Consider the following 19,752-nt stretch of genomic DNA (forward strand, 5'->3'; position numbering starts at 1 on the left):
GGGAATGCTCCTCAGGGTTGTGGCGCGCGGCGCAGCGGCCGTGCGGGATTGCCGACGACGGTGGTGTCCGGTGGCACGTCGCGCGTGACGACCGCCCCGGCACCGACGATGCTGTTCTCTCCGATGGTCAGCCGCGGCAGCACCACCGCACCGGCACCCACCATCACGTGCGCATGCAGCGTGACCAGGCCGCACAGGGTGGCGCCCGGCGCAAGGTGAACGCCATCGCCGATCCGGCATTCGTGGTCCACCGAGGCCTTGTGGTTCAGGATGCAGGCCGCGCCGACCACCGCATCGGCAGCCACCACGGCCTGGGCCAGCACCTGCGTGCCGGCCCCGAGCGTCGCCGTCGCGCAAACCGAGGCGTCGGGGTGCTGCAACGGCGGCAGTTCAAGCCCGCGCCCGCGGAACAGTTGCTGCAGCGCGAGCCGGTCGCGCCCGCGGCTGCCACCGATGGCGACCAGTCCGCGCACCTGCGCGATGTCCTGCGCCTGGTCGGCCCAGCGGTGAAAGCCGGCTTCGCCCTGGTACACGGGCACGCCCGGCAGCACGGACGCCACGGCGTCGCGGTCGAACAGCGCCTCCACGCAGCCGCCAAGGCGCCCGATCAGCGCTGCCAGCACCTTGGCGTGGCCGGCCGAGCCCCAGATCACGTAGCGCGGTTCAGCCATGGCGCATGCCACGCAGCACCGCGGCCACGCGCTGCTGCTCCTCGTCCGTCATGTCGTGGTAGCTGGGCAGGTTGATGGCCCGCGCCGCGATGCCAGCGGCCAAGGGCTGGCCCGCATGGCCGCCCAGCACCGGCAGGCTGGACAGGGGATGGAAGAACACGCGCGCGTCGATGTTCTCGGCCGCGAAAGCGGCCTGCAGCGCCTCGCGCGTGACCCCGGTCGCTGGCGCGAACACCGCGGTCGGCATCCAGGCGCCGTTCTCGCAGCCCGCCGGCTCGGGGTTCAGCGCGATGCCGTCGCAGCCCGCCAGCAAGGCGCGGTACCGGTGGAAGATCGCGCGCTTGCGCGCCACCAGCTCGCCGATCCGCTCCATCTGGCCGCAGCCGATGGCCGCCTGCACGTTGGACATCTTGTACTTGTAGCCCACCATGTCAGGCCAGAACTGGCGCGCCTGCCCGCGCGCACGGCCATGGTTGGACAAGGTGTTCACGGTGTCGAACAGGGCGTCGTCGTTGGTCACGAACATGCCGCCCTCGCCCGTGGTCAAGGTCTTCGTGCCATGGAAGGAGAACGCACCGAAGGCACCCATGCTGCCGGCGCGCCTGCCATGCCATACCGAGCCCAGCGCCTCCGCCGCATCCTCGATCACCGGCAGGCCATGGGCGGTGCCGATGGCGCGCAGCGCATCCATCTCGCACAGGTTGCCGTACAGGTGCACGGCCAGGATGGCCTTGGTGCGGGGCGTGATCGCACGCTCGACCAGCGCCGGGTCCAGGCACCAGCTGTCGGCCAGGATGTCCACGAACACCGGCGTGGCGCCCAGGTGCACGATGGGTGCGGCCGAAGCGATCCAGTTGGTGTCGGCCAGGATCACCTCGTCGCCCGGCCCGATCCCGAGCGCGGCCATGCCCATGTGCAACGCGCCCGTGGCGCTGCTCGTGGCGATGGCATGCCTCACGCCCAGGTGCTCGCGGAACTGCGCCTCGAAGCGGTGGATGTAGTCGTAGCAACGCTCGCCCCAACCGTTGCGCGTGGCATCGGTCGCGTAGCCGACCTCCAGCTCGGTGACGGAGGGCTTGGTGTAGAGAATGCGTGCCTTCATGCGATCTCCAGGCGGGGAACGGCCGTCACGAAGCGCGCACCCCATGTGCGCGCGTAGTCCAGCTGCGCGACCAGCTCGCTCCTGAGGTTCCAGGGCAGCAGGACGATGTAGTCGGGCCGGTCCTGCGCCAACTGCGCCTCGTCGACGATGGGAATGCGGCTGCCCGGCATCCACTTGCCCTGCTTGGCCGGGTTGCGGTCGACCACGTAGGCCACCTGGTGCGGCCGCACGCCCGCGAAGTTGAACAAGGTGTTGCCCTTGGCCGCCGCGCCATAGGCGGCCACGCGCTTGCCGGCCGCGAACTGCTCGGACAGGAAGGCCTGCAGTTCGTTCGCGATGCGCGACGGCTCGCGGCCGAAGCGCGTGTAGAAGTCCGGGCCCAGCATGCCGGCCGCGGCCTCCTCCTCCAGCAGCCGCGTGACGGCCGCGCTGCGCGGCTGCAGGCCGGTGTCGGCGCGCTGGGCGAACACGCGCAGGCTGCCGCCGTGCGTGGGCAGTTGCTCCACGTCGAACACCGCCAGGCCGTTGGCCGCGAAGATGCGCTGCACCGCCGTCAGCGAGAGGTAGGAGTAGTGCTCGTGGTAGGCCGTGTCGAACTGGCACTGCTGCACCATGCGCAGCAGGTGCGGGAACTCGAAGGTGGCCACGCCCCGGGGTTGGAGCAGCAGCGCGAAGCCGGCCACGAAATCGTTGATGTCGGGCACGTGGGCCAGCACGTTGTTGGCGGCCATGAGGTCTGCCTGGCGGCCGGCCGCCGCCAGTTCGCGCGCCAATGCCACGCCGAAGAAGCGCTCGTCGATCTCGATCCCCTTGGCGCGCGCGGCGGCCGCCGTGCTGGCGGTGGGCTCGATGCCATAGCACGGGATGCCGGCACGCTGCACGTACTGCAGCAGGTAGCCGTCGTTGGCGGCCACCTCGACCACGCGACTCGCCGGACCCAGGCCGAAGCGCTCGTGCATCGCGGCCACGTAGGCCTCGGCATGGGCGAGCCAGGACGAGGAGAACGAGCTGAAGTAGGCGTAGTCCTCGGTGAAGAGCGCCTCCCGGCCGGCATGGTCCTCGGTCTGCACGAGCCAGCACGATCCGCAGGCCAGCACGCGCAGCGGGAACCAGGTCTCCGGCGCGTTGAGCGCCGCGGCATCCAGGTAGGCGTTGCTGGGCGGGGCGCTGCCCAGGTCCAGGAAAGGCAGGCGCACCTCGGCGGCGCAATGGCGGCATTTCACGGCAGGAGCCCTCGGAAGTCGTTGTCGAATGCAGGCTGCGCGGCATCGCGCGGCGACAGGCCGCGCACCGGCAGCGGCCAGGCGATGGCCAGGCGCGGGTCTTCGCAGTGCAGGCCGCCCTCGGCCTGCGGCGCGTAGGCGGCCGAGTGCAGGTAGAGCATGGCAACGTCGCGGCTCAACGCCTGGAACCCGTGCGCAAAGCCTGCGGGGATGAGCAGCGCGCGCCCGTTGGCGGCCGACAGCCGCTCGGCATGCCAGCGGCCGAAGGTGGGCGAGCCTGCGCGCAGGTCCACGGCCACGTCCCAGACCTCGCCGGCCAGGCAGCTCACGAGCTTGGCCTCGGCATGCGGGGCGCGCTGGAAGTGCAGTCCGCGCACGGTGCCGCGCTCGGCCGTGAAGGTGTGGTTGACCTGGGCGATGGGGCCGGGCCAGCCGGCCTCGGCCAGTTCCTCGGCGCAATACAGGCGTGCCAGGTAGCCACGCGCATCGCCGAGCAGGCGCCGGTCGATGCGGCGCAGGCCGGCCAGCGGCGTGGCGTGGGCTTCAAGGCGCCGCATGTTCGTAGGCGTCGATGTCGGCCAGGCACAGTGCGCGCGCATCGGCGCCTTCAGCCTGGGCCCGGTACCAGGCCATGCTGCGCTGCACGGCGGTGGCCAGCGGCCAGCGCGGGCGCACGCCCAGGCTCTGGCGCGCGCGGCTCACGTCCAGCGCAAGCAGGCCGGCCTCGTGCGGGCCTGCACGGCCATCGCCGTAGGCGACCTCGCCACGGCCGTAGGCAGCGCGCGCAAGCTCGACCACGGCCCGCACGGTGGCGGCCTCGTCGGCGGCCGGGCCGAAGTTGTAGGCGCCGGCCAGCGCCGGCTGCGCCCACAGGCGCTCGGCCAGCAGCAGGTAGGCGGCCAGTGGCTCCAGCACGTGCTGCCAGGGGCGCACGGCCGCGGGGCGGCGGATCTGCAGCGGCTCGCCGGCCGCGAATGCGCGCACCGCGTCGGGCAGCAGGCGGTCTTCGGCCCAGTCGCCGCCGCCGATCACGTTGCCGGCGCGCGCGCTGGCCACGGCCACGCCCTGGGCGGCCAAGAAGGCATCGCGCCAGCTGGCCACGGCCAGCTCGGCCGCGGCCTTGCTGGCGCTGTAGGGGTCGTGGCCGCCCAGCGCATCGTCCTCGCGGTAGGGCCAAGCCCATTCGCGGTTGCGGTAGACCTTGTCGGTGGTCACGGCCACGGCCACGCGCACGCTGTCCTGCCCGCGCAGCGCGTCCAGCACATGGGCCGTGCCCATGGTGTTGGCGGCCCAGGTGTCCAGGGGCGCGCGGTAGCCCGGCCGCACCAGGGCCTGGGCGGCCAGGTGCAGCACGATCTCGGGGCGCGCGGCCGCGACCACGGCGCGCACGGCCTGCGCATCGCGGATGTCGGCCACATGGTGCGCCAGGCCTTCGTCCGCGCGTGCCAGGCCGAACAGGTGCGGCGCGGTCGCCGGCGCCAGCGCCAGGCCCGTGACCTGGGCGCCCAGCCGCCGCAGCCACAGCGCCAGCCAGCTGCCCTTGAAGCCGGTGTGGCCCGTCAGCAGCACGCGCCGGCCGGCCCAGAACGCGGGGCTCGGATTCACCAGGTCTTCCATGGCGCCTTTCCGCTCAGCCAGAGGTCTTCGAGCAGGTTCTTCTCGCGCAGCGTGTCCATGGGCTGCCAGAAGCCCTGGTGCTCGTAGGCCTGGAGTTCGCCATCCCTGGCCAGGCCCGACAGGGGCTCGCTCTCCCAGGCCGTGCCGTCTTCGGCGATGCGCGCGATGACCCGGGGCGACAGCACGAAGAAGCCGCCGTTGATGAGGCCGCCATCGCCGCGCGGCTTCTCGGTGAAGCCCTGCACGGCGCTGCCCTGCATGCTGAGCGCGCCGTAGCGCCCGGGGGGCTGCACGGCCGTGACCGTCGCCAGCTTGCCATGCGCCCGGTGGAAGGCGATGGTGGCGGCGATGTCCACGTCGGACACGCCGTCGCCGTAGGTGAAGCAGAAGGCGTCCTCGCCGCGCACGTAGTCGGCCACGCGGCGCAGGCGCCCGCCGGTCATGGTGTCCTCGCCGGTGTCCACCAGCGTCACGCGCCAGGGCTCGGCATGCTTGTGGTGCACCTCCATGCGGTTGCTGGCCATGTCGAAGGTCACGTCGGACATGTGCAGGAAGTAGTTGGCGAAGTACTCCTTGATCACGTAGCCCTTGTAGCCGCAGCAGATCACGAACTCGTTCACGCCGTGGGCCGAGTACATCTTGAGGATGTGCCACAGGATGGGCTTGCCGCCGATCTCGATCATGGGCTTGGGCTTGAGGTGGGTTTCCTCGGAAATGCGGGTCCCGAGGCCACCGGCCAGGATCACGGCTTTCATGTCTTCTCCTGTTCCCAGCGTTGGAACATCTGGCGGTAGGCGTCCTCGACGCTGCGCGCGAAGGCCGGCTCGTCCATGAGCCTGCTCTGCTGCATCTCGGCACGCAGGCTGGCGCGCAGCGCGGCCAGGCGCGGCAGGTCGGCGGCCAGCGCCGCGGCCTTGTCGATGTATTCCTGTTCGGTGTCGGCGATCCACTCCGGGTGGCCGATGCCGGCCAGGATGGAACTGCCCAGGCGCCCGGCGCTGGGCCGGCTGGCCAGCGTGACGAAGGGCAGGCCCATGTACAGGCTCTCGAACAAGGTGGTGCCGCTGTTGTGCGGGAAGCAGTCCAGCATGATGTCGACCTCGCGCAGCAGGTCCCAGGGCGGCGTGTGGTGGCCGATCAGCAGGCGTTCGCGGGCGATGCCGTGCGCGGCGAAGCGGGCGGCCAGCGTCGCCTGCGTCTCCGCATCCTGGTAGCTGCGGCTGTCGATGACCAGCGTGGCCGTGGGCACGCGCTGCAGCAGCCGCGACCACACGCGCACCGTGTGGTCGTTGATGCGCACGGCGCGCGTCAGCGTGCAAAAGCGCACGCCGCCATGGCGCAGCGCCGGCAGCGGCCCGGGATCGCCCATGCGCGCCGCGCCGGCCGGGCGGAAGACGAAGGCCGTGGGCAGCCGCCACGGGGCCTCGGACAGCAGGTGCTCGCTGCCGGGCGGGGTGTGCTGCACGTCGGTCAGGAACCAGTCGATGGCCGACAGGCCGGTGGTCGTGCCATAGCCCATCCAGGAGACCGAGACCGGCGCGGGCTTGAGGGCGAAGACCCCCAGGCGGTTGCCGCCGGTGTGCCCGGCCAGGTCGACCAGCACATCGATGCCGTCGGCGCGGATGCGCTCGGCCAGTGCCTGGTCCGACATGCCGCGCGTGGGCACCCAATGGTCGACCAGGCGCTTGTAACGCAGCGTCGCCGGGTCCTCGTGCTGCAGTTCGGCATAGGCATGGACCTGCACCGCCCCGTGGTCGTGCTGCGCCAGCAGCGGCTCCAGGAAATTGGTGACGGAGTGCTGGCGGAAATCCGGCGAGACATAGCCGACCTTGAGCGCACGCATGCCACCGCGCCGCCGGCGCAGCGCTGCGTTGCCGTGCGCGCGCCACGCGGCCTTCTGCGGCGCGTGAAAGCGCTGGTCGTAGGCCTGGTACTCGGCGAACACCTGCTCGCCCGTCTTGTCCGGGTGGTAGTTCAGCACGAACAACAGGTTGCCGTGGGCGTTGCGGTCGTTCGGCTGCAGTTGCAGGCCGCGGCGCATGCTGTCCTCGGCCTCGGCCTGGCGGCCCTGGTTCTGCAGCACGATGCCCAGGCTGCCGTGGGCCTGCGCGAGCTGCGGGTCCAGCGCGATGGCATGGCGGTAGCCCGCTTCGGCCTCGACCAGCCGCTGCGCCGCGTTGTGGACCTCGGCCAGGTGGTTCCAGGCGACGGCGGCATCGGGCGCCAGCGCCAACACGCGCCGGCACAGCGCCTCGGCCTCGTCCAGGCGGTGCAGGCTGCGCTGCACCGCCACGCCGGCGTACAGCAGCTGCAGGTTGTCGGGCTCGATCTCGAGCCCGCGGCGCACGCAGTCCAGGGCCTCGCCGTTGCGCTGCTGCTGGCGCAGCACCTGCGCCAGGTTCAGGTAGCCGGCGACGAAGTCCGGCCGCTCGCGCAGGGCCTGTCGCCACCAGGTTTCCGACTCGATCGCGCGGCCCTGCTCCTGCAGCAGGCGGTCCAGGTTCAGCAGCGCGCTCTGGAAATCGGGCTGCAGCGCCAGGGCCTGGCGGAACGCCGCCTCGGCTTCGGCGGTCTTGTGGGCGGCTTTCAGGCAGACGCCCAGGTTGTAGTGGGCGGTGGCCTGGTCCGGCTGCAGCGCCACGGCCTCGCGGTAGCAACGCTCGGCTTCGTCCAGGGCGCCACGCTCCTGCAGCACCAGGCCCAGGTTGCTCTGGGCTTCGGCGAACTCCGGCACCCAGGCCAGCGCGCGGCGGTAGCACGATTCCGCCGCCTCGGACTGCCCATCGGCGCGCAGGCGGTTGCCCTCGTCGTAGACCTCCTGCGCGCGTCGCACCAGCGCATGCAGGGGATGCGGGTCGGTGGCGCACCAGGCCGTGAACATGGCGCGGTAGGCCTGCTCGACCTCGTGTGCGAAACCGGCCTCGTCGCGCAGGGGGCTGGCCTGCATGCGCGCACGCAGCCCGTGGCGCAAGCGCTCCAGCGCATCCATGTCCGAGGCCAGGGCCACGACCTTGTCGACGTACGCCGCCTCGTCCGTGGCGATCCATTCCGGATGGCCCACGCCGTGGAGCACGGAGCTGCCCATGCGCCCGACGCCCGGCCGGCCGGCCAGGGTGACGAACGGAACACCCATCCACAGCGATTCGAACAGGGTGGTGCCAGAGTTGCCCGGAAAGCAGTCCAGGGTGATGTCGGCACCGCGCAGCAGATCCCACGGCGGGCTGTGGTAGCCGATCTGCAGGCGCGCCGGGTCGACGCCCTGCTCGGCGAAACGCTGCGCCAGCGCGGCCTGGGCCGACGGATCGACGAAGCTGCTGCTGTCGATGACCAGCCTGGCGGTCGGCAGGCGCTGCAGGATGGCGGCCCAGGCCCGCAGCGTGCGGTGGTTGATGCGCACGCTGCGCGTCAGCGTGCACAGCGTCACATGGCCGCGCGCGCGCGCAGGCAGGGGGCCGCAGTCGCCCATTCCCTCCGCGGGGCGGAACGCCCAGGCGAGCGGCAGGCGCCACGGCGTCTCGGCGAACAGGGCTTCGCAGCCCTGCGGCAGGTTGGCCGCGTCTGCCAGGTAGTGGTCGATGGCGCTCAGGCCGGTGGTGGTGCCATAGCCCATCCAGCTCACGGAGACCGGCGCCGGCTTGTGCGCGAACACGCCCAGGCGGTTGCGCACGGTGTGTCCGGCCAGGTCGACCAGCACGTCGATGCCGTCGGCGCGGATGCGCCGCGCCAGATCGGCGTCGCCGACGCCGCGGGTCGGCACCCAGTGGTCGACCAGCGCCTGGTAGCGCTGCGTCACCTCGTCCTCGCGCGCCAGTTCGGCATAGGCGTAGACCTCGACCACGGCCTTGTCGTGCGCGGCCAGCAGCGGCTCCAGGAAGCGCTGGCAGGCATGGCGGCGGAAGTCCGGCGAGACATAGCCGACCTTGAGCCGGCGTTCGGCCGTGCGCGCATTCGCATGGGCCTGCCAGGTGCCGCGCAGCGGCAGGCCGAAGCGGCGGTCGTACTCGCGGTAGTGCGCGGCGACCTCGGCATCGCTCAGATCCGGGTGGTAGTTGAGCGTGAACAGCATGTTGCTGTAGATGTCCTCGTATCCCGGATCGATCGCCAATGCGCGCTGGAAGTGCTGGATCGATGCGTCGATGCGCCCGAGCTTCTGGTACGTCACGGCGAGGTTGTTGTGCGCCTCGCGGTAGTCGGGCCGCAGTGCCAGCGCACGCAACAGCACCGTCTCCGCCTCGACCAGCAGACCCTGGTCCTGCAGCGTCACGCCGAGGTTGCATTGCGCCTCGGCGTCCTGGGGCAGCAGCGCAGCGGCACGCCGCTTGGCCGCCAGCGCTTCCACCGGGCGCCCCAGCGGCTGCAGCATCACGCCAAGCGCCTTGAATGCGAAGCCATGGTCGGGGCAGCGCTCGGTCAGCGCCTGCGCCAGCGCCGCGCCCTCCGCGAAGCGGCGGCTGCGGAACAGCTCGGTCAGCGCCTGCATTTCCGCGTGCGTCGGGGCGGCGCCGCTGCGCACGGGCGTGGCGGCGGGCGTGGCATCGGCCCAGCGCGCGAACATGGCGCGGTAGGCCGCCTCCACGCTCGCGGCGAAGCCGGCCTCGTCCATCAGCGCGCTGGCCTGCATGCGCGGGCGCAGTTCGCGGCGCAGCCGTGCCAGCGCCCCCAGGTCCGAGGCCAGCGCGACAGCCTTGTCGACGTAGGCCGCCTCGGTCTCCGCGATCCACTCCGGGTGGCCCACGGCCTGCAGCACCGCGCTGCCCAGACGCCCCACGCTGGGCCGCCCGGCCAGCGTCACGAAAGGAACGCCGAGGTACAGGCTCTCGAACAGCGTGGTGCCGCTGTTGTGCGGAAAGCAGTCGAGCATCACGTCGATGCCGCGCAGCACGTCCCAGGGCGGGCTGTGGAAGCCCATCTGCAGCTGCTGCGGCGCCACGCCGAGCGCCACGAAGCGCGCCTGCAGCCGGGCACACGTCTCGGCATCGGCGAAGTTGCGGCTGTCCAGCACCAGGCGCGCACCGGGCAGGCGCACCAGGATGGCGGCCCAGGCCCGCAGCGTGCGCGTGTTGATGCGGATGCTGCGCGACAGGCTGCCGAAGGTCACATGGCCCTGGCGCTCGGCCGGCAGCGGCCCGGGCTCGCCCATGCCCTCGGCAGGACGGAACACCCAGGCCACGGGCAGCCGCCAGGGCGCCTCGGCGCAAACGGCCTCGCTACCGGGCGGCGAGTGCTGCGCATCGCTGAGGTGGTAGTCGATCGACGACAGGCCGGTGGTGCTGCCGTAGCCCATCCAGGTCAGCGACACCGGTGCCGGCTTGCGCGCGAACACCGCCAGCCGGTTGCCGCGCGTGTGGCCCGCCAGGTCGACCAGGATGTCGATGCCGTCGGCGCGGATGCGCTCGGCCAGCTCGGCGTCGCCCAGGCCATGCGTCGGCACCCAGTGGTCCACCAGCTGCCGGTAGCGTGCGGTGACGGCGTCTTCCTCCGTCAGTTCCGCATAGGCCGTGATCTCGAAGCCACGCCGGTCGTGGGCGGCCAGCAGCGGCTCGAGGAAGCGGGCGCTGGCATGCGCCCGCAGGTCCGGCGAGACGTAGCCGACCTTGAGCCTGCGGCCAGCGCCGCGCGCATTCGCATGCGGACGCCACTGGGCCCGCAGGGGCTGGCCGATGCGGCGGTCGTACTCCTGGTAGAGCGCAAAGATCTGCTCGGCCGACAGGTCGGGCGCGTAGTTCGCCAGGAACAGCAGGTTGTCGAACAGGTGCGGCGTGGCCAAGCCCTGGGCCAGCGCCTGCTGGAAGCTGGCCAGCGCTTCCTCCACCTCGCCGAAGTGCTGCAGCACGTCGCCCAGGTTGTGCAGGGCCAGCGCATAGCCGGGGCGCACCTGCAAGGCGGTGCGCAGGCTGGCCTCGGCCTCGCGCAGGCGGCCCTGCTCCTGCTGCAGCATGCCCAGGTTGTTGAGCGCCTCGGCATGGTCCGGCCGCAGTGCCAGGGCCTGGCGCCACTGCTCTTCGGCAGCCGCCTGGCGCCCCTGCGCATGCAGCGCATTGCCCTGGTTGTAGAGCAGTTCGGCCTGCAGGGCAGCCAGTTCGCTGCCGATCGATTCCGGCTGCGCCTGGCGCGCGCTCCAGCGCGCAAACATGGCGCGGTAGGCGTCTTCCACGGCCCGCACGAAGCGGGGCTCGTCCATCAGCGCGCTGGCGCGCATCTCCTCGCGCAGGCCGGCGCGCAGGGCGGCCAGCCGCGGCAGGTCCTGGGCCAGCGCCACGGCCTGCCCGATGTAGCCATCCTCCGTCTGGGCCACCCATTCGGGCCGCCCCAGGCCATGCAGCACGGCACTGCCGACGCGGCCCACGCTGGGCCGCGCCGCCAGCGACACGATGGGCACCCCCATGTACAGGCTCTCGAACAGCGTGGTGCCGCTGTTGTGCGGAAAGCAGTCCAGGCCGATGTCGATGCCGCGCAGCACGTCCCAGGGCGGGCTGTGGCAGCCGATCTCCAGCCGGTCGCGCGCGATGCCGTGCACCGCGAAGCGCGCGGCCAGCGCCTCGGCCAGCACCGGATCGAGGTAGGAGCGGCTGTCCACCACCAGGCGCGCGCCTGGCACGCGCTGCAGGATCGCCGCCCAGACCCGCACCGTGTGCTGGTTGATGCGCACGCCGCGCGTGAGGGTGCCGAAGGTCACATGCCCCTTGCGCAGCGCCGGCAGGGGACCGGGCTCGCCCATGCCCTCGCCGGGGCGGTAGACGGCGAACGGCGCGTCGGCCAGCCGCCAGGGGGCTTCCGAGAACAGGTGGTCGCTGCCGGGTGGCACGTGGGCGGCGTCGGTCAGGTAGTGGTCGATCGCCGTCAGCCCGGTGGTGTAGCCGAAGCCCATCCACGACAGCGACACCGGCGCCGGCTTCAGCGCGAACACGCTCAGGCGGTTGCCGCGGGTGTGGCCGGCCAGGTCGACCAGGATGTCGATGCCGTCGGCACGGATGCGCTCGGCCAGCGCCGCGTCGGACAGGCCCCGGGTGGGCACCCAATGGTCGACGACGCCCTGGTAGCGCGCGGTGACCGCATCCTCCTCGTCGCGCATCTCGGCGTAGGCGAACACTTCGATGGCGGCGCGGTCGTGGCCCTGCAGCAGCGGCTCCATGAAGAAGCTGCAGGCGTGGTGGCGGAAGTCCGGTGAGACATAGCCCACGCGCAGGCGGCGCCCAGCCAGCGCCGGGTTGGTGTGCGGTCGCCACTGCCGGCGCGCGGGAAGGCCGAAGACCCGATCGAACTCGGCATAGGCGGCGCGAATCTCCTCGGCCGTCTTGTCCGGGTGGTAGTTCAGCACGAACAACAGGTTGTCGAAGGCGATCTGGTAATCGGGCCTGGCGGCGACCGCGCGCTGCAGCACACCGACGGACTCGTCGATCAGGCCCTGGCTGGTGTAGATGCCGGACAGGTTGTTCAACGCCTCGGCAAAGTCGGGCTGCAGCGCGACCGCCTGGCGGAAGCAGTCGTGCGCCCGGGCCACCTCGCCCAGCGCGTTGAGCGCCAGGCCCAGGTTGTTGTGCGCCTCGGCATGGCGCGGCGCCAGGGCCACGGCGCGCTGCAGCACCGCCGCAGCGGCAGCGCTGTCGCCCAGCTCGAAGTGCGCACGGCCCAGGTTGCACAGGGCCTCGGCGTCCCGGGGCAGGAGTTCGGTGGCGCGGACCTTGGCGGCCAGTGCCTCCTGCTTGCGCCCCAGCTGCTGCAGCATGGCGCCCAGCGCCTTCCACAGGAATCCTTCCTGCGGATGCAGTTCCAGCAAGGCGCGCGCCTGCCGCTCGCCCTGCGCATGGTCTCCGGCCCGGAACAGCGCGACGAGCGCCTGCTTGTCGGCTTCCTGCAACACGGCGGGGGCCGCAGGCCGCGGCCCGGCGGCCGGCTTTTCCGCAGCGCGGGCCGCCCGCGCACGTTCGGCCAGGCCATTGGCCATGGCCACCGACAGGCCATTGGCCTGCGCCACCGGCAGCACCTGCTCGGCCAGCGCCGATTGGCCGGCCCGCACGAGGGCGTCGATGTAGCTGAACCAGAACTGGGGCCGCGCCGGGTCGAGGTTCAGCGCGGCCTCGAAGCACGGCAAGGCTTCCTGCGGCTGCCCCAGCCCGATGGCATGCAGCACGCCCAGGTTGTGCAAGGCGTCGGCATGGGCAGGATCGCGCGCCAGCACCTCCCGGTACGCCTGCTCTGCCGCTGCGAAATCGAAGCTGCGGTGGCGTTCGATGGCCTGCCGGAACAAGTCCTGCAGCGCCTCGGCGGCATCGGGGGTTTCGGTCATCGGCGTGCGGTCGTTCGACAAGAGACTGCCGAGAATAGCCAGCGATTCGATCCGACAGAGCGGGAAATACGCGCGAATCATGGCCCATTTGCAGACGAACCTGCGGCAGCCGCGCCCCAGCCCAGCCGATGTACGTCGCCTTTGCGCCGCTTATTGGCGCTTCAGAAGCTTCGTATCGCCGGGTTCATCCGATACATTCCTAAGCAAATAGCTTGGGCTTCGGCCTGTACACGGCCATCCCAGGCCTTCGCACCGCCACCTTCCGCACCGCACATGATCGTCATCATCGGCTACGTCGTCGCCATGGGCTGCATCTTTGGCGTGTACGTCTTCCACGGCGGGAACATCGGCGTGATTCTGACGGCGCTGCCGTTCGAGCTGATCACCATCTTCGGCGGCGCGCTGGGCGCCTTCGCGGTGAACAACCAGCCCAAGGTGCTCAAGGCCACGCTCAAGGCCCTGCCGACGGCCTTCAAGGGTTCCAAGTTCACCAAGGACCGCTACCTGGAGCTCATGGCGCTGCTTTACGACATCCTGCAGAAGGCCCGCAAGGAGGGCCTGATGGCGATCGAGAAGGACGTGGAGGAGCCCGAGGCGTCGGAGATCTTCAAGAAATACCCCGTGGTGGGCAGCGACCACCACGTGGTGGAGTTCATGACCGACTACCTGCGCATGATGGTCTCGGGCAACCTGAACGCGCACGAGATCGAATCGCTGATGGACAGCGAGATCGAGACCCACCACCAGGAGGCGCACGCCCCCGTGGCCGCCATCGCCCGGCTGGCCGGCGCGCTGCCGGCCTTCGGCATCGTGGCCGCCGTGCTGGGCGTGGTGAACACCATGGGCTCGGTCGGCCAGCCGCCCGCGGTGCTGGGCGGCATGATCGCCTCGGCCCTGGTCGGCACCTTCCTCGGGATCCTGCTGGCCTACGGCGTGGTCGAGCCGCTGGGCGGCCTGCTGGAACAAAAGAGCGAGGACGCGGCCAAGGAGCTGCAGTGCATCAAGACCACGCTGCTGGCCAGCATGCAGGGCTACAACCCGTCCACCGCCATCGAGTTCGGCCGCAAGGTGCTGTTCTCGACCGAGCGCCCCAGCTTTGCCGAGCTGGAGGCGCACGTGAAGAAGAAGTAACGGGGTTGGGCCATGGCTGGCGACGCGAAGAAGCTCCAACCGATCATCGTCAAGAAGATCAAGAAGTCCGGCCATGCGGCGCATGGCGGGGCCTGGAAGATCGCGTACGCCGACTTCGTGACGGCCATGATGGCCTTCTTCCTGCTGATGTGGCTGCTGGGCTCGACCAGCGAGGGCGACCGCAAGGGCCTGTCGGACTACTTCAACGCGCCGCTCAAGGTCGCGCTGCAGGGCGGCACCGGTGCCGGCGCCAGCAACTCCATCCTGCCCGGCGGCGGCAAGGACCTGACCGAGCGCGTGGGCCAGGCCGCGCGCGGCCAGGCCGACGATGCGGTGAAACGCAAGATGGCCGCGCAGCAGGCCGCCCAGCAGGTGAAGGCCGACGCCGCGCGCCAGGACGCGCGCCGCATCGCCGACCTGCGCGCCCGCATCGAGGCGCTGATCACCAACACCCCCAAGCTCAACGAATACCGCTCGCAGATCCGGCTGGAGACCACGCCCGACGGGCTGCAGATCCAGATCGTGGATGACCAGAACCGGCCCATGTTCGACAGCGGCAGCGCGCTGGTCAAACCCTACATGCGCGACATCCTGCGCGAGATCGGCACGGCGCTGAACGATGTGGAGAACCGCCTCAGCCTGGCCGGCCACACCGACGCCACGCCCTACGGCAACGGCGAGCGTGGCTACAGCAACTGGGAGCTGTCGGCCGACCGCGCCAACGCATCGCGCCGCGAGCTGGTGGCCGCCGGCATGCCGGATGCCAAGCTGGGCCGGGTGGTCGGCCTGGCCGCCAGCAGCCCGCTGGAGCCGGCCACCCCGAATGCGCCCGTCAACCGCCGCATCACGCTGACCGTGCTCACGCGCGAGGCCGAGGAGCGGCTGATGGGCACCCCGCCCGCCGGTGATGCCACAATAGCTTCGCCTGCGCTATCGCAGAACGCCCCGCTGTCTGAAACCGGGCTCCGCCCGATGACCAAGGGCACCCCACCATGAAGACTCCGAGAGCTCGACCCATGCGCTTTCTTCCCGTCAACACCCATCACGAGGGGCAACTGTGGCCGAACTTCGTTTCCTGATCGTCGATGACTTCTCCACCATGCGCCGCATCGTGCGCAACCTGCTCAAGGAGAGCGGCTACACCGAGGCCGAGGAGGCCGAGGACGGCGTCGCCGCGCTGAACAAGCTGCGCAATGGCCGCTTCGATTTCGTGGTGAGCGACATCAACATGCCCAACATGAACGGCTTCGAGCTGCTCTCGCAGATCAAGGCGGACGAGAAGCTCAAGCACCTGCCGGTGCTGATGGTCACGGCCGAGGCGCGCAAGGAAGACATCGTCGCCGCCGCCCAGGGTGGCGCCGCCGGCTACATCGTCAAGCCGTTCACCAAGGCCACGCTCGAGGAGAAGGTGGCCCACATCCTGAAGAAGCTCGGTCTGTAAGGGCAGCCATGCAGACCAGCGAATCGATTCCGCAGCCTGCTTCGCCCGCCCCCGCAGCGTCCGACGACACCACGACCGACGTCCACCAGAAACTCGGCCTGCTGACGCGCCAGCTGCACGACAGCCTGTCCGAGCTGGGTTACGCCGAAAAGCTGCGCGGCAGCGTCGACGAACTGCCCGATGCGCAGAACCGGCTGACCTACATCGCGCGGCTCACCGGCGAGGCGGCCGAGAAGGTGCTGAGCCGCGTGGAGCAGGCCAAGACCCAGCACGACTTCATCGCCGCCGAGACGCGGCGCGTGGGCGAACTGCTGGTCAAGGACCCGGTGGCGGCCGTGGCGCGCGGGGTGGTCTACAACTTCCTGGGCGATGTCGACAAGGCCTCGCGGGAGATCGACCAGCACCTGACCGAGATCATGATGGCGCAGGACTTCCACGACCTCACGGGCCAGGTCATCGCCCGCGTGGTGAACCTGGCCGCCACCATCGAGGAGCAACTGGTGGCGCTGCTGATCCAGACCGCGCCGGCGACCGCCAAGCCCGTCGCGGCCCATGCACCGCTGCAGGGCCCGGTGGTCGACGGCGAAGGCCGCGACGACGTGGTCACCGACCAGTCGCAGGTCGACGACCTGCTGGCCAGCCTGGGGTTCTGATCCCGGCGCTCTGCAGGTCGGCCGTACCTGGAGCGCCCCGTGACCACCCTGGCGGAACGGATCCTCCCCTTCCTGCAGCAGGCGCTGCAGCAGATCCCGCAGGACAGCGCCGACGCCGAGCGGCTGGACCGCGCGCTCCAGCGACTGACCAGCCGGCCCCGCCAGGATTTCTTCCAGGCCCTCGGCCGGCCGCCGGCGCCGACCTGCGGCATCTGGGCCGCCTACCTGTTGTCGCTGCTCGCGCAATGGGACGACGCCCGCGCCGCGGACCACGCCGTCACGCTGGGCGCGCGGCGCGAGCTGCACCCCAGCACCGGTGACGACGCCTGCAACCGCCTGCTCGACGCCGCCTGCGGCGTCCTGTCGCTGCTGGGCTGGATGGCGTGGGACGGCACGACCGCGCACGCCGCGCACGCCGCGGATGCAGCGGATGCCGCCGACCTGCCCGTGCAGCTGGCCGCCGCGGCCGACGCGCTGGCGGAGATGGAGCAGCCCGACCAGGCCTACGACTTCCTGGCGCTTGCGCTGTACGCGGCCGGTCCGGCCCTGCCTGCGCTGCGCGAACGCGTGGCCGGCCAGGGCATGGCGCTGGCGCTGGCGGCGAAGCGCCCCCACCAGGTGGCGGTCTGCGCCATGGCGCTGGCCAAGGCCGTGCAGGAGATCGCCGACGCCGACGCCGGCCAGCGCCTGCGGGCCTTCAAGCTGACCGAGATCGCCATCGAGCGGCTCCAGCAGTGCCCGCAGCCCTGGCGCTCGGAGGTGGCCCGGACCCTGGTGGACCACGTGCGCATGCGCGACTGGCTCCACGTGCTGGCGGTGCCACTGCTGCTCCTGGTCGACGCGGAACACCAGCCGCCTGGCCTGGCCCAGCACATCGGCCTGGCCGAATGGCAGCCGCGCGTGGCCACGGGGCGGCTGCAGGACCATGCGGCGCAGTTGGCGGAGCAGGTGGGCCTGCAGCGCTGGGAGCTCGAGATCGACCAGGCGCTGCACGCGCTGGAAAGCCCGCCCGTGCTGGCGGCGGCCAGCGTCGACCCCATCACCTGGACCCTGGAGCACCCCGCGCATCGGCGCGCCGTGCCGCATTCGCGTTCGTTCCTGCGCGAGCGCGACTTCGACCGGCACCTGGTCGAGCTGGCGCACGAGATCACGCACGTGCTGAGCTACCTGGGGCACCTGGGGGGCGCCCTCACCTGCCTGCGCCTGGCCAACCACGACAACGAGGGCACGCTGTGGTCGCTCGCCGTGCAGCCCGGCACGCCGCGCGAGGAGTTGCTGCGCCGCGTGGGCCAGGGGCCGGCGCCGCTGCCGGCGGGCGACGCCGGCCAGCTGATGCGGGCGGAGATCGGCGTCGAGCTGGCCGCCAAGGCGCGCGCCCTGCAGGACGTCTGGACGCCCTGGCTCGAAGGCCTGGCCGTGTTCGGCGAGACGGCGGCCGACCCGGCCGCCGACCCGAGCCGCATCCACCGCGTGGCCGAGGCCCTGCGCGGCATGGTCGACTTCATGGCCCAGGGCGACGGCACGGCCGCGCAGGTGCGTGCCCAGGTCGACGCGCATGTCCGCGAGTTCGAGCAGCGCTGCGCCCAGGCCATCGGCCGGCGCAGCCCCATGCGGCTCGACCAGGTGCTGCGGCACGACGGCAGGCCGTACTTCGCCGGCTACGTGGCCGTGCGCAGCGTGCTGGCCAGCTGGCGCCGCACGCTGGGCACGCCGCTGCATGGCGCCCAGGCATTCGACCTGCTGCTGCACGCCACGCGCTTTTCCACCTCGCCGGCCATTCCCGACCTTGCATTGCCCAGTGAAACATTCGAGCGCGCCGCACGCCACGCCATGGCCGACTGGGTGCGCGGCCTGGCCGATGTGGGCGCAGACGTGCTGGCGCTGTTCCTCGCGCCATCCTCGCCCGACGAAGGCGGCAGCACGCTGGTATGGGAAGGTTTCGCGCTGAGGGCCCCGGCCCCTGGCGACGCGCCGGTCGGCGAGAAGCAGGCAGCCTGGATCAGGGACCGCATGACGCAGGCACTGGCCAGCTGGAACACCCCCGAGGACGCGCAGACGCGCGCGGCCTGGGGCGGCAGCTGCGCCGCCCTGGCCGACAGCTATGCCATGGCCATGGCCGCATACCGCCGCAGCGCCCCCGCCGTGGCCATGCAGCAGCGGCTGGAGACCCTGGTCGACGAGCGCATCACCATGGGCGGCCTGCTGCCGATCGGCCGCACCGACGCGTCGTTCCACTTGGTCGTCGATCCCGATGCGGCCGAGGCCGCGCTGACGCTGCAGCTGCGCACCACCGACGCCCATGTGGAGACGGGCAGGCCGTCGTCGAACCTGCTGTGGCAGCCGATCCCGGTGGACGACGCGCAGGCGGTGGCGCAGCGCCATGCCGACACCGCCGAGCCGCGCATGCAGGTCACCCGCGTCATCGACCTCATGGGACTGGTGGTGCCAGGCCAGCCCACGCACCTGCTCGCGATGCGCTACGGCGACTGGTTCGCCGTGCGCGGCACCACGCCGCAGGCCGATGCCGCGTTGCAGGCCGATGCCGGGCGGGCCGCCCACCTGCGCGCCATGCTGCGCATGCGGCTGCACCCGACGCCGGCCGAACGCATGGTCGGCGAGCAGTTCTTCGCGGAAGACGGCGCGCTGCAACGCACGTTGCACTGGCTCGGCGAACCGGTGCCCTGGCACACCGAGGCCGATCCTGTCGACATGGCCCCTTGGGTTGCGCGGGTGGCCGACCGCACGCGCCGCACGCTGGACACCGGAATGCGGCGCGCCCGCGTTGCCGCGGCCTCGCACGCCATGCTGGCGGCGCTGCTGCCCGGCGCCGCGGCGCTCGCGCGGGGCCTGGTCGACGAGGGCTTCGCGCAGTTCACCGCCGGTGTGCCGCACCTGCGCAGCGACACCATCGACCTGCTGCTGGCAACCGCCCGCGCGCCGCTGGCTGGCACCGCCGCCGATGCGCTGGCGGCCGCGCTGCAGGCCCACGGCGTGCACCTTTTCCAACCCACCCCGGCCGGCTGGGACGTCTGCCCGGCCACCCCTGGACATCCGACATGACAAACCTGCTGGTCCTCGACGACACCATCTTCCAGAACGCGCTGCGCGCCGCGCGCGCCATGGGCAACGACACCCCGTTGCCGGTCGGCGTCCTGAACTCCCCGCTGGGCGACGACGCCAGCTACTGGGTGAACCGGCTCTGGGACGCGGCCGAGACCGCGCTGACGCGTGCCTACCGCGACGGGCGCGCCGCGGCACAGCCCCTGATCGACAAGCTGGCCGTCCAGCTGCAGGAGGCCGGCACCGCCGTCGCCGGCCGGTTCGCCGACATCAGCGCATCGCTCACCGAGAAGCTCAACGCCTACCTGCAGGCCGCCATCGACGGCGCGCTGGCCCGGGTGCGGCCCTTCATCACCATTGGCGGCGAGCGGCTGGCATTGCAGAAGGTCGGCGTGGAGCAGAAGATCAGCCTGTCTGGCTCGCTCAAGGCCTCGCTGGAAAGCCTGTGCGAGTTCGTGGCCGACGGCGAGTTCGCCATCTCGACGGAATACGCCTCGCACGCCGCGGGACCGCGCTGACGCGGCCGGGGATCAGGCCCGCCAATCCCCTTCTTATCGCGCCTTCGCG

Annotated in this window: 13 protein-coding genes; 6 read left to right on the forward strand and 7 right to left on the reverse strand. The window is 71.4% G+C overall.

Annotated elements, in window-relative coordinates; translation table 11 throughout:
• Positions 1 to 11: 11 nt before the first annotated feature.
• The 7 genes from ASF44_RS10455 to ASF44_RS32530 are packed head-to-tail and all read right to left on the reverse strand — an operon-like array spanning position 12 to position 12,900.
• Positions 12 to 671: a NeuD/PglB/VioB family sugar acetyltransferase gene (locus ASF44_RS10455; protein WP_056899165.1), complete on the reverse strand. Its 660-nt coding sequence runs from the start codon at positions 669 to 671 to the stop codon at positions 12 to 14.
• A complete protein-coding gene (locus ASF44_RS10460) occupies positions 664 to 1,773 on the reverse strand; it encodes a DegT/DnrJ/EryC1/StrS aminotransferase family protein (RefSeq protein WP_056899166.1) in 1,110 nt (369 codons plus the stop codon). The genes ASF44_RS10455 and ASF44_RS10460 overlap by 8 nt, the downstream gene beginning before the upstream one ends.
• Complete coding sequence (locus ASF44_RS10465) at positions 1,770 to 2,996, reverse strand: class I SAM-dependent methyltransferase (protein WP_056899167.1); 1,227 nt, start codon at positions 2,994 to 2,996, stop codon at positions 1,770 to 1,772. Before ASF44_RS10465 ends, ASF44_RS10460 begins: the two co-directional genes overlap by 4 nt.
• Complete coding sequence (gene rfbC, locus ASF44_RS10470; RefSeq protein WP_056899168.1) at positions 2,993 to 3,553, reverse strand: dTDP-4-dehydrorhamnose 3,5-epimerase; 561 nt, start codon at positions 3,551 to 3,553, stop codon at positions 2,993 to 2,995. The genes ASF44_RS10465 and rfbC overlap by 4 nt, the downstream gene beginning before the upstream one ends.
• Positions 3,540 to 4,613, reverse strand: coding sequence for a CDP-glucose 4,6-dehydratase (gene rfbG / locus ASF44_RS10475; protein WP_056899169.1), 1,074 nt, complete (start codon positions 4,611 to 4,613; stop codon positions 3,540 to 3,542). The genes rfbC and rfbG overlap by 14 nt, the downstream gene beginning before the upstream one ends.
• Complete coding sequence (rfbF, locus tag ASF44_RS10480) at positions 4,598 to 5,368, reverse strand: glucose-1-phosphate cytidylyltransferase (protein WP_056899170.1); 771 nt, start codon at positions 5,366 to 5,368, stop codon at positions 4,598 to 4,600. Before rfbF ends, rfbG begins: the two co-directional genes overlap by 16 nt.
• Positions 5,365 to 12,900 carry a tetratricopeptide repeat protein gene (locus ASF44_RS32530; protein ID WP_200930589.1) on the reverse strand — a complete coding sequence of 2,512 codons (7,536 nt, stop codon included), beginning with the start codon at positions 12,898 to 12,900 and terminating at the stop codon, positions 5,365 to 5,367. The genes rfbF and ASF44_RS32530 overlap by 4 nt, the downstream gene beginning before the upstream one ends.
• A 273-nt stretch (positions 12,901 to 13,173) precedes the next feature.
• Here ASF44_RS32530 and motA point away from each other — a divergent pair, with 273 nt between their 5' ends.
• The 6 genes from motA (at position 13,174) to ASF44_RS10515 (ending at position 19,703) form a co-directional block, all read left to right on the forward strand.
• Complete coding sequence (gene motA, locus ASF44_RS10490; protein WP_056899172.1) at positions 13,174 to 14,031, forward strand: flagellar motor stator protein MotA; 858 nt, start codon at positions 13,174 to 13,176, stop codon at positions 14,029 to 14,031.
• Positions 14,032 to 14,043: 12 nt separating this feature from the next.
• Entirely contained in the window at positions 14,044 to 15,027 is a 984-nt protein-coding gene (gene motB / locus ASF44_RS10495; RefSeq protein ID WP_056899173.1) for a flagellar motor protein MotB, read from the forward strand.
• A gap of 61 nt (positions 15,028 to 15,088) precedes the next feature.
• Positions 15,089 to 15,472, forward strand: coding sequence for a chemotaxis response regulator CheY (gene cheY / locus ASF44_RS10500; protein WP_255358195.1), 384 nt, complete (start codon positions 15,089 to 15,091; stop codon positions 15,470 to 15,472).
• A gap of 8 nt (positions 15,473 to 15,480) precedes the next feature.
• Positions 15,481 to 16,125 (forward strand): protein phosphatase CheZ, encoded by a 645-nt coding sequence (locus ASF44_RS10505; RefSeq protein WP_082524668.1) that lies wholly within the window; start codon positions 15,481 to 15,483, stop codon positions 16,123 to 16,125.
• Between the two features lie 39 nt (positions 16,126 to 16,164).
• Positions 16,165 to 19,185 (forward strand): hypothetical protein, encoded by a 3,021-nt coding sequence (locus ASF44_RS10510; RefSeq protein ID WP_056899174.1) that lies wholly within the window; start codon positions 16,165 to 16,167, stop codon positions 19,183 to 19,185.
• Positions 19,182 to 19,703, forward strand: coding sequence for a hypothetical protein (locus ASF44_RS10515; protein WP_056899175.1), 522 nt, complete (start codon positions 19,182 to 19,184; stop codon positions 19,701 to 19,703). Before ASF44_RS10510 ends, ASF44_RS10515 begins: the two co-directional genes overlap by 4 nt.
• Positions 19,704 to 19,752 lie beyond the last annotated feature (49 nt).

Source organism: Pseudorhodoferax sp. Leaf274 (genome assembly GCF_001422445.1).
Classification (GTDB): domain Bacteria; phylum Pseudomonadota; class Gammaproteobacteria; order Burkholderiales; family Burkholderiaceae_C; genus Pseudorhodoferax.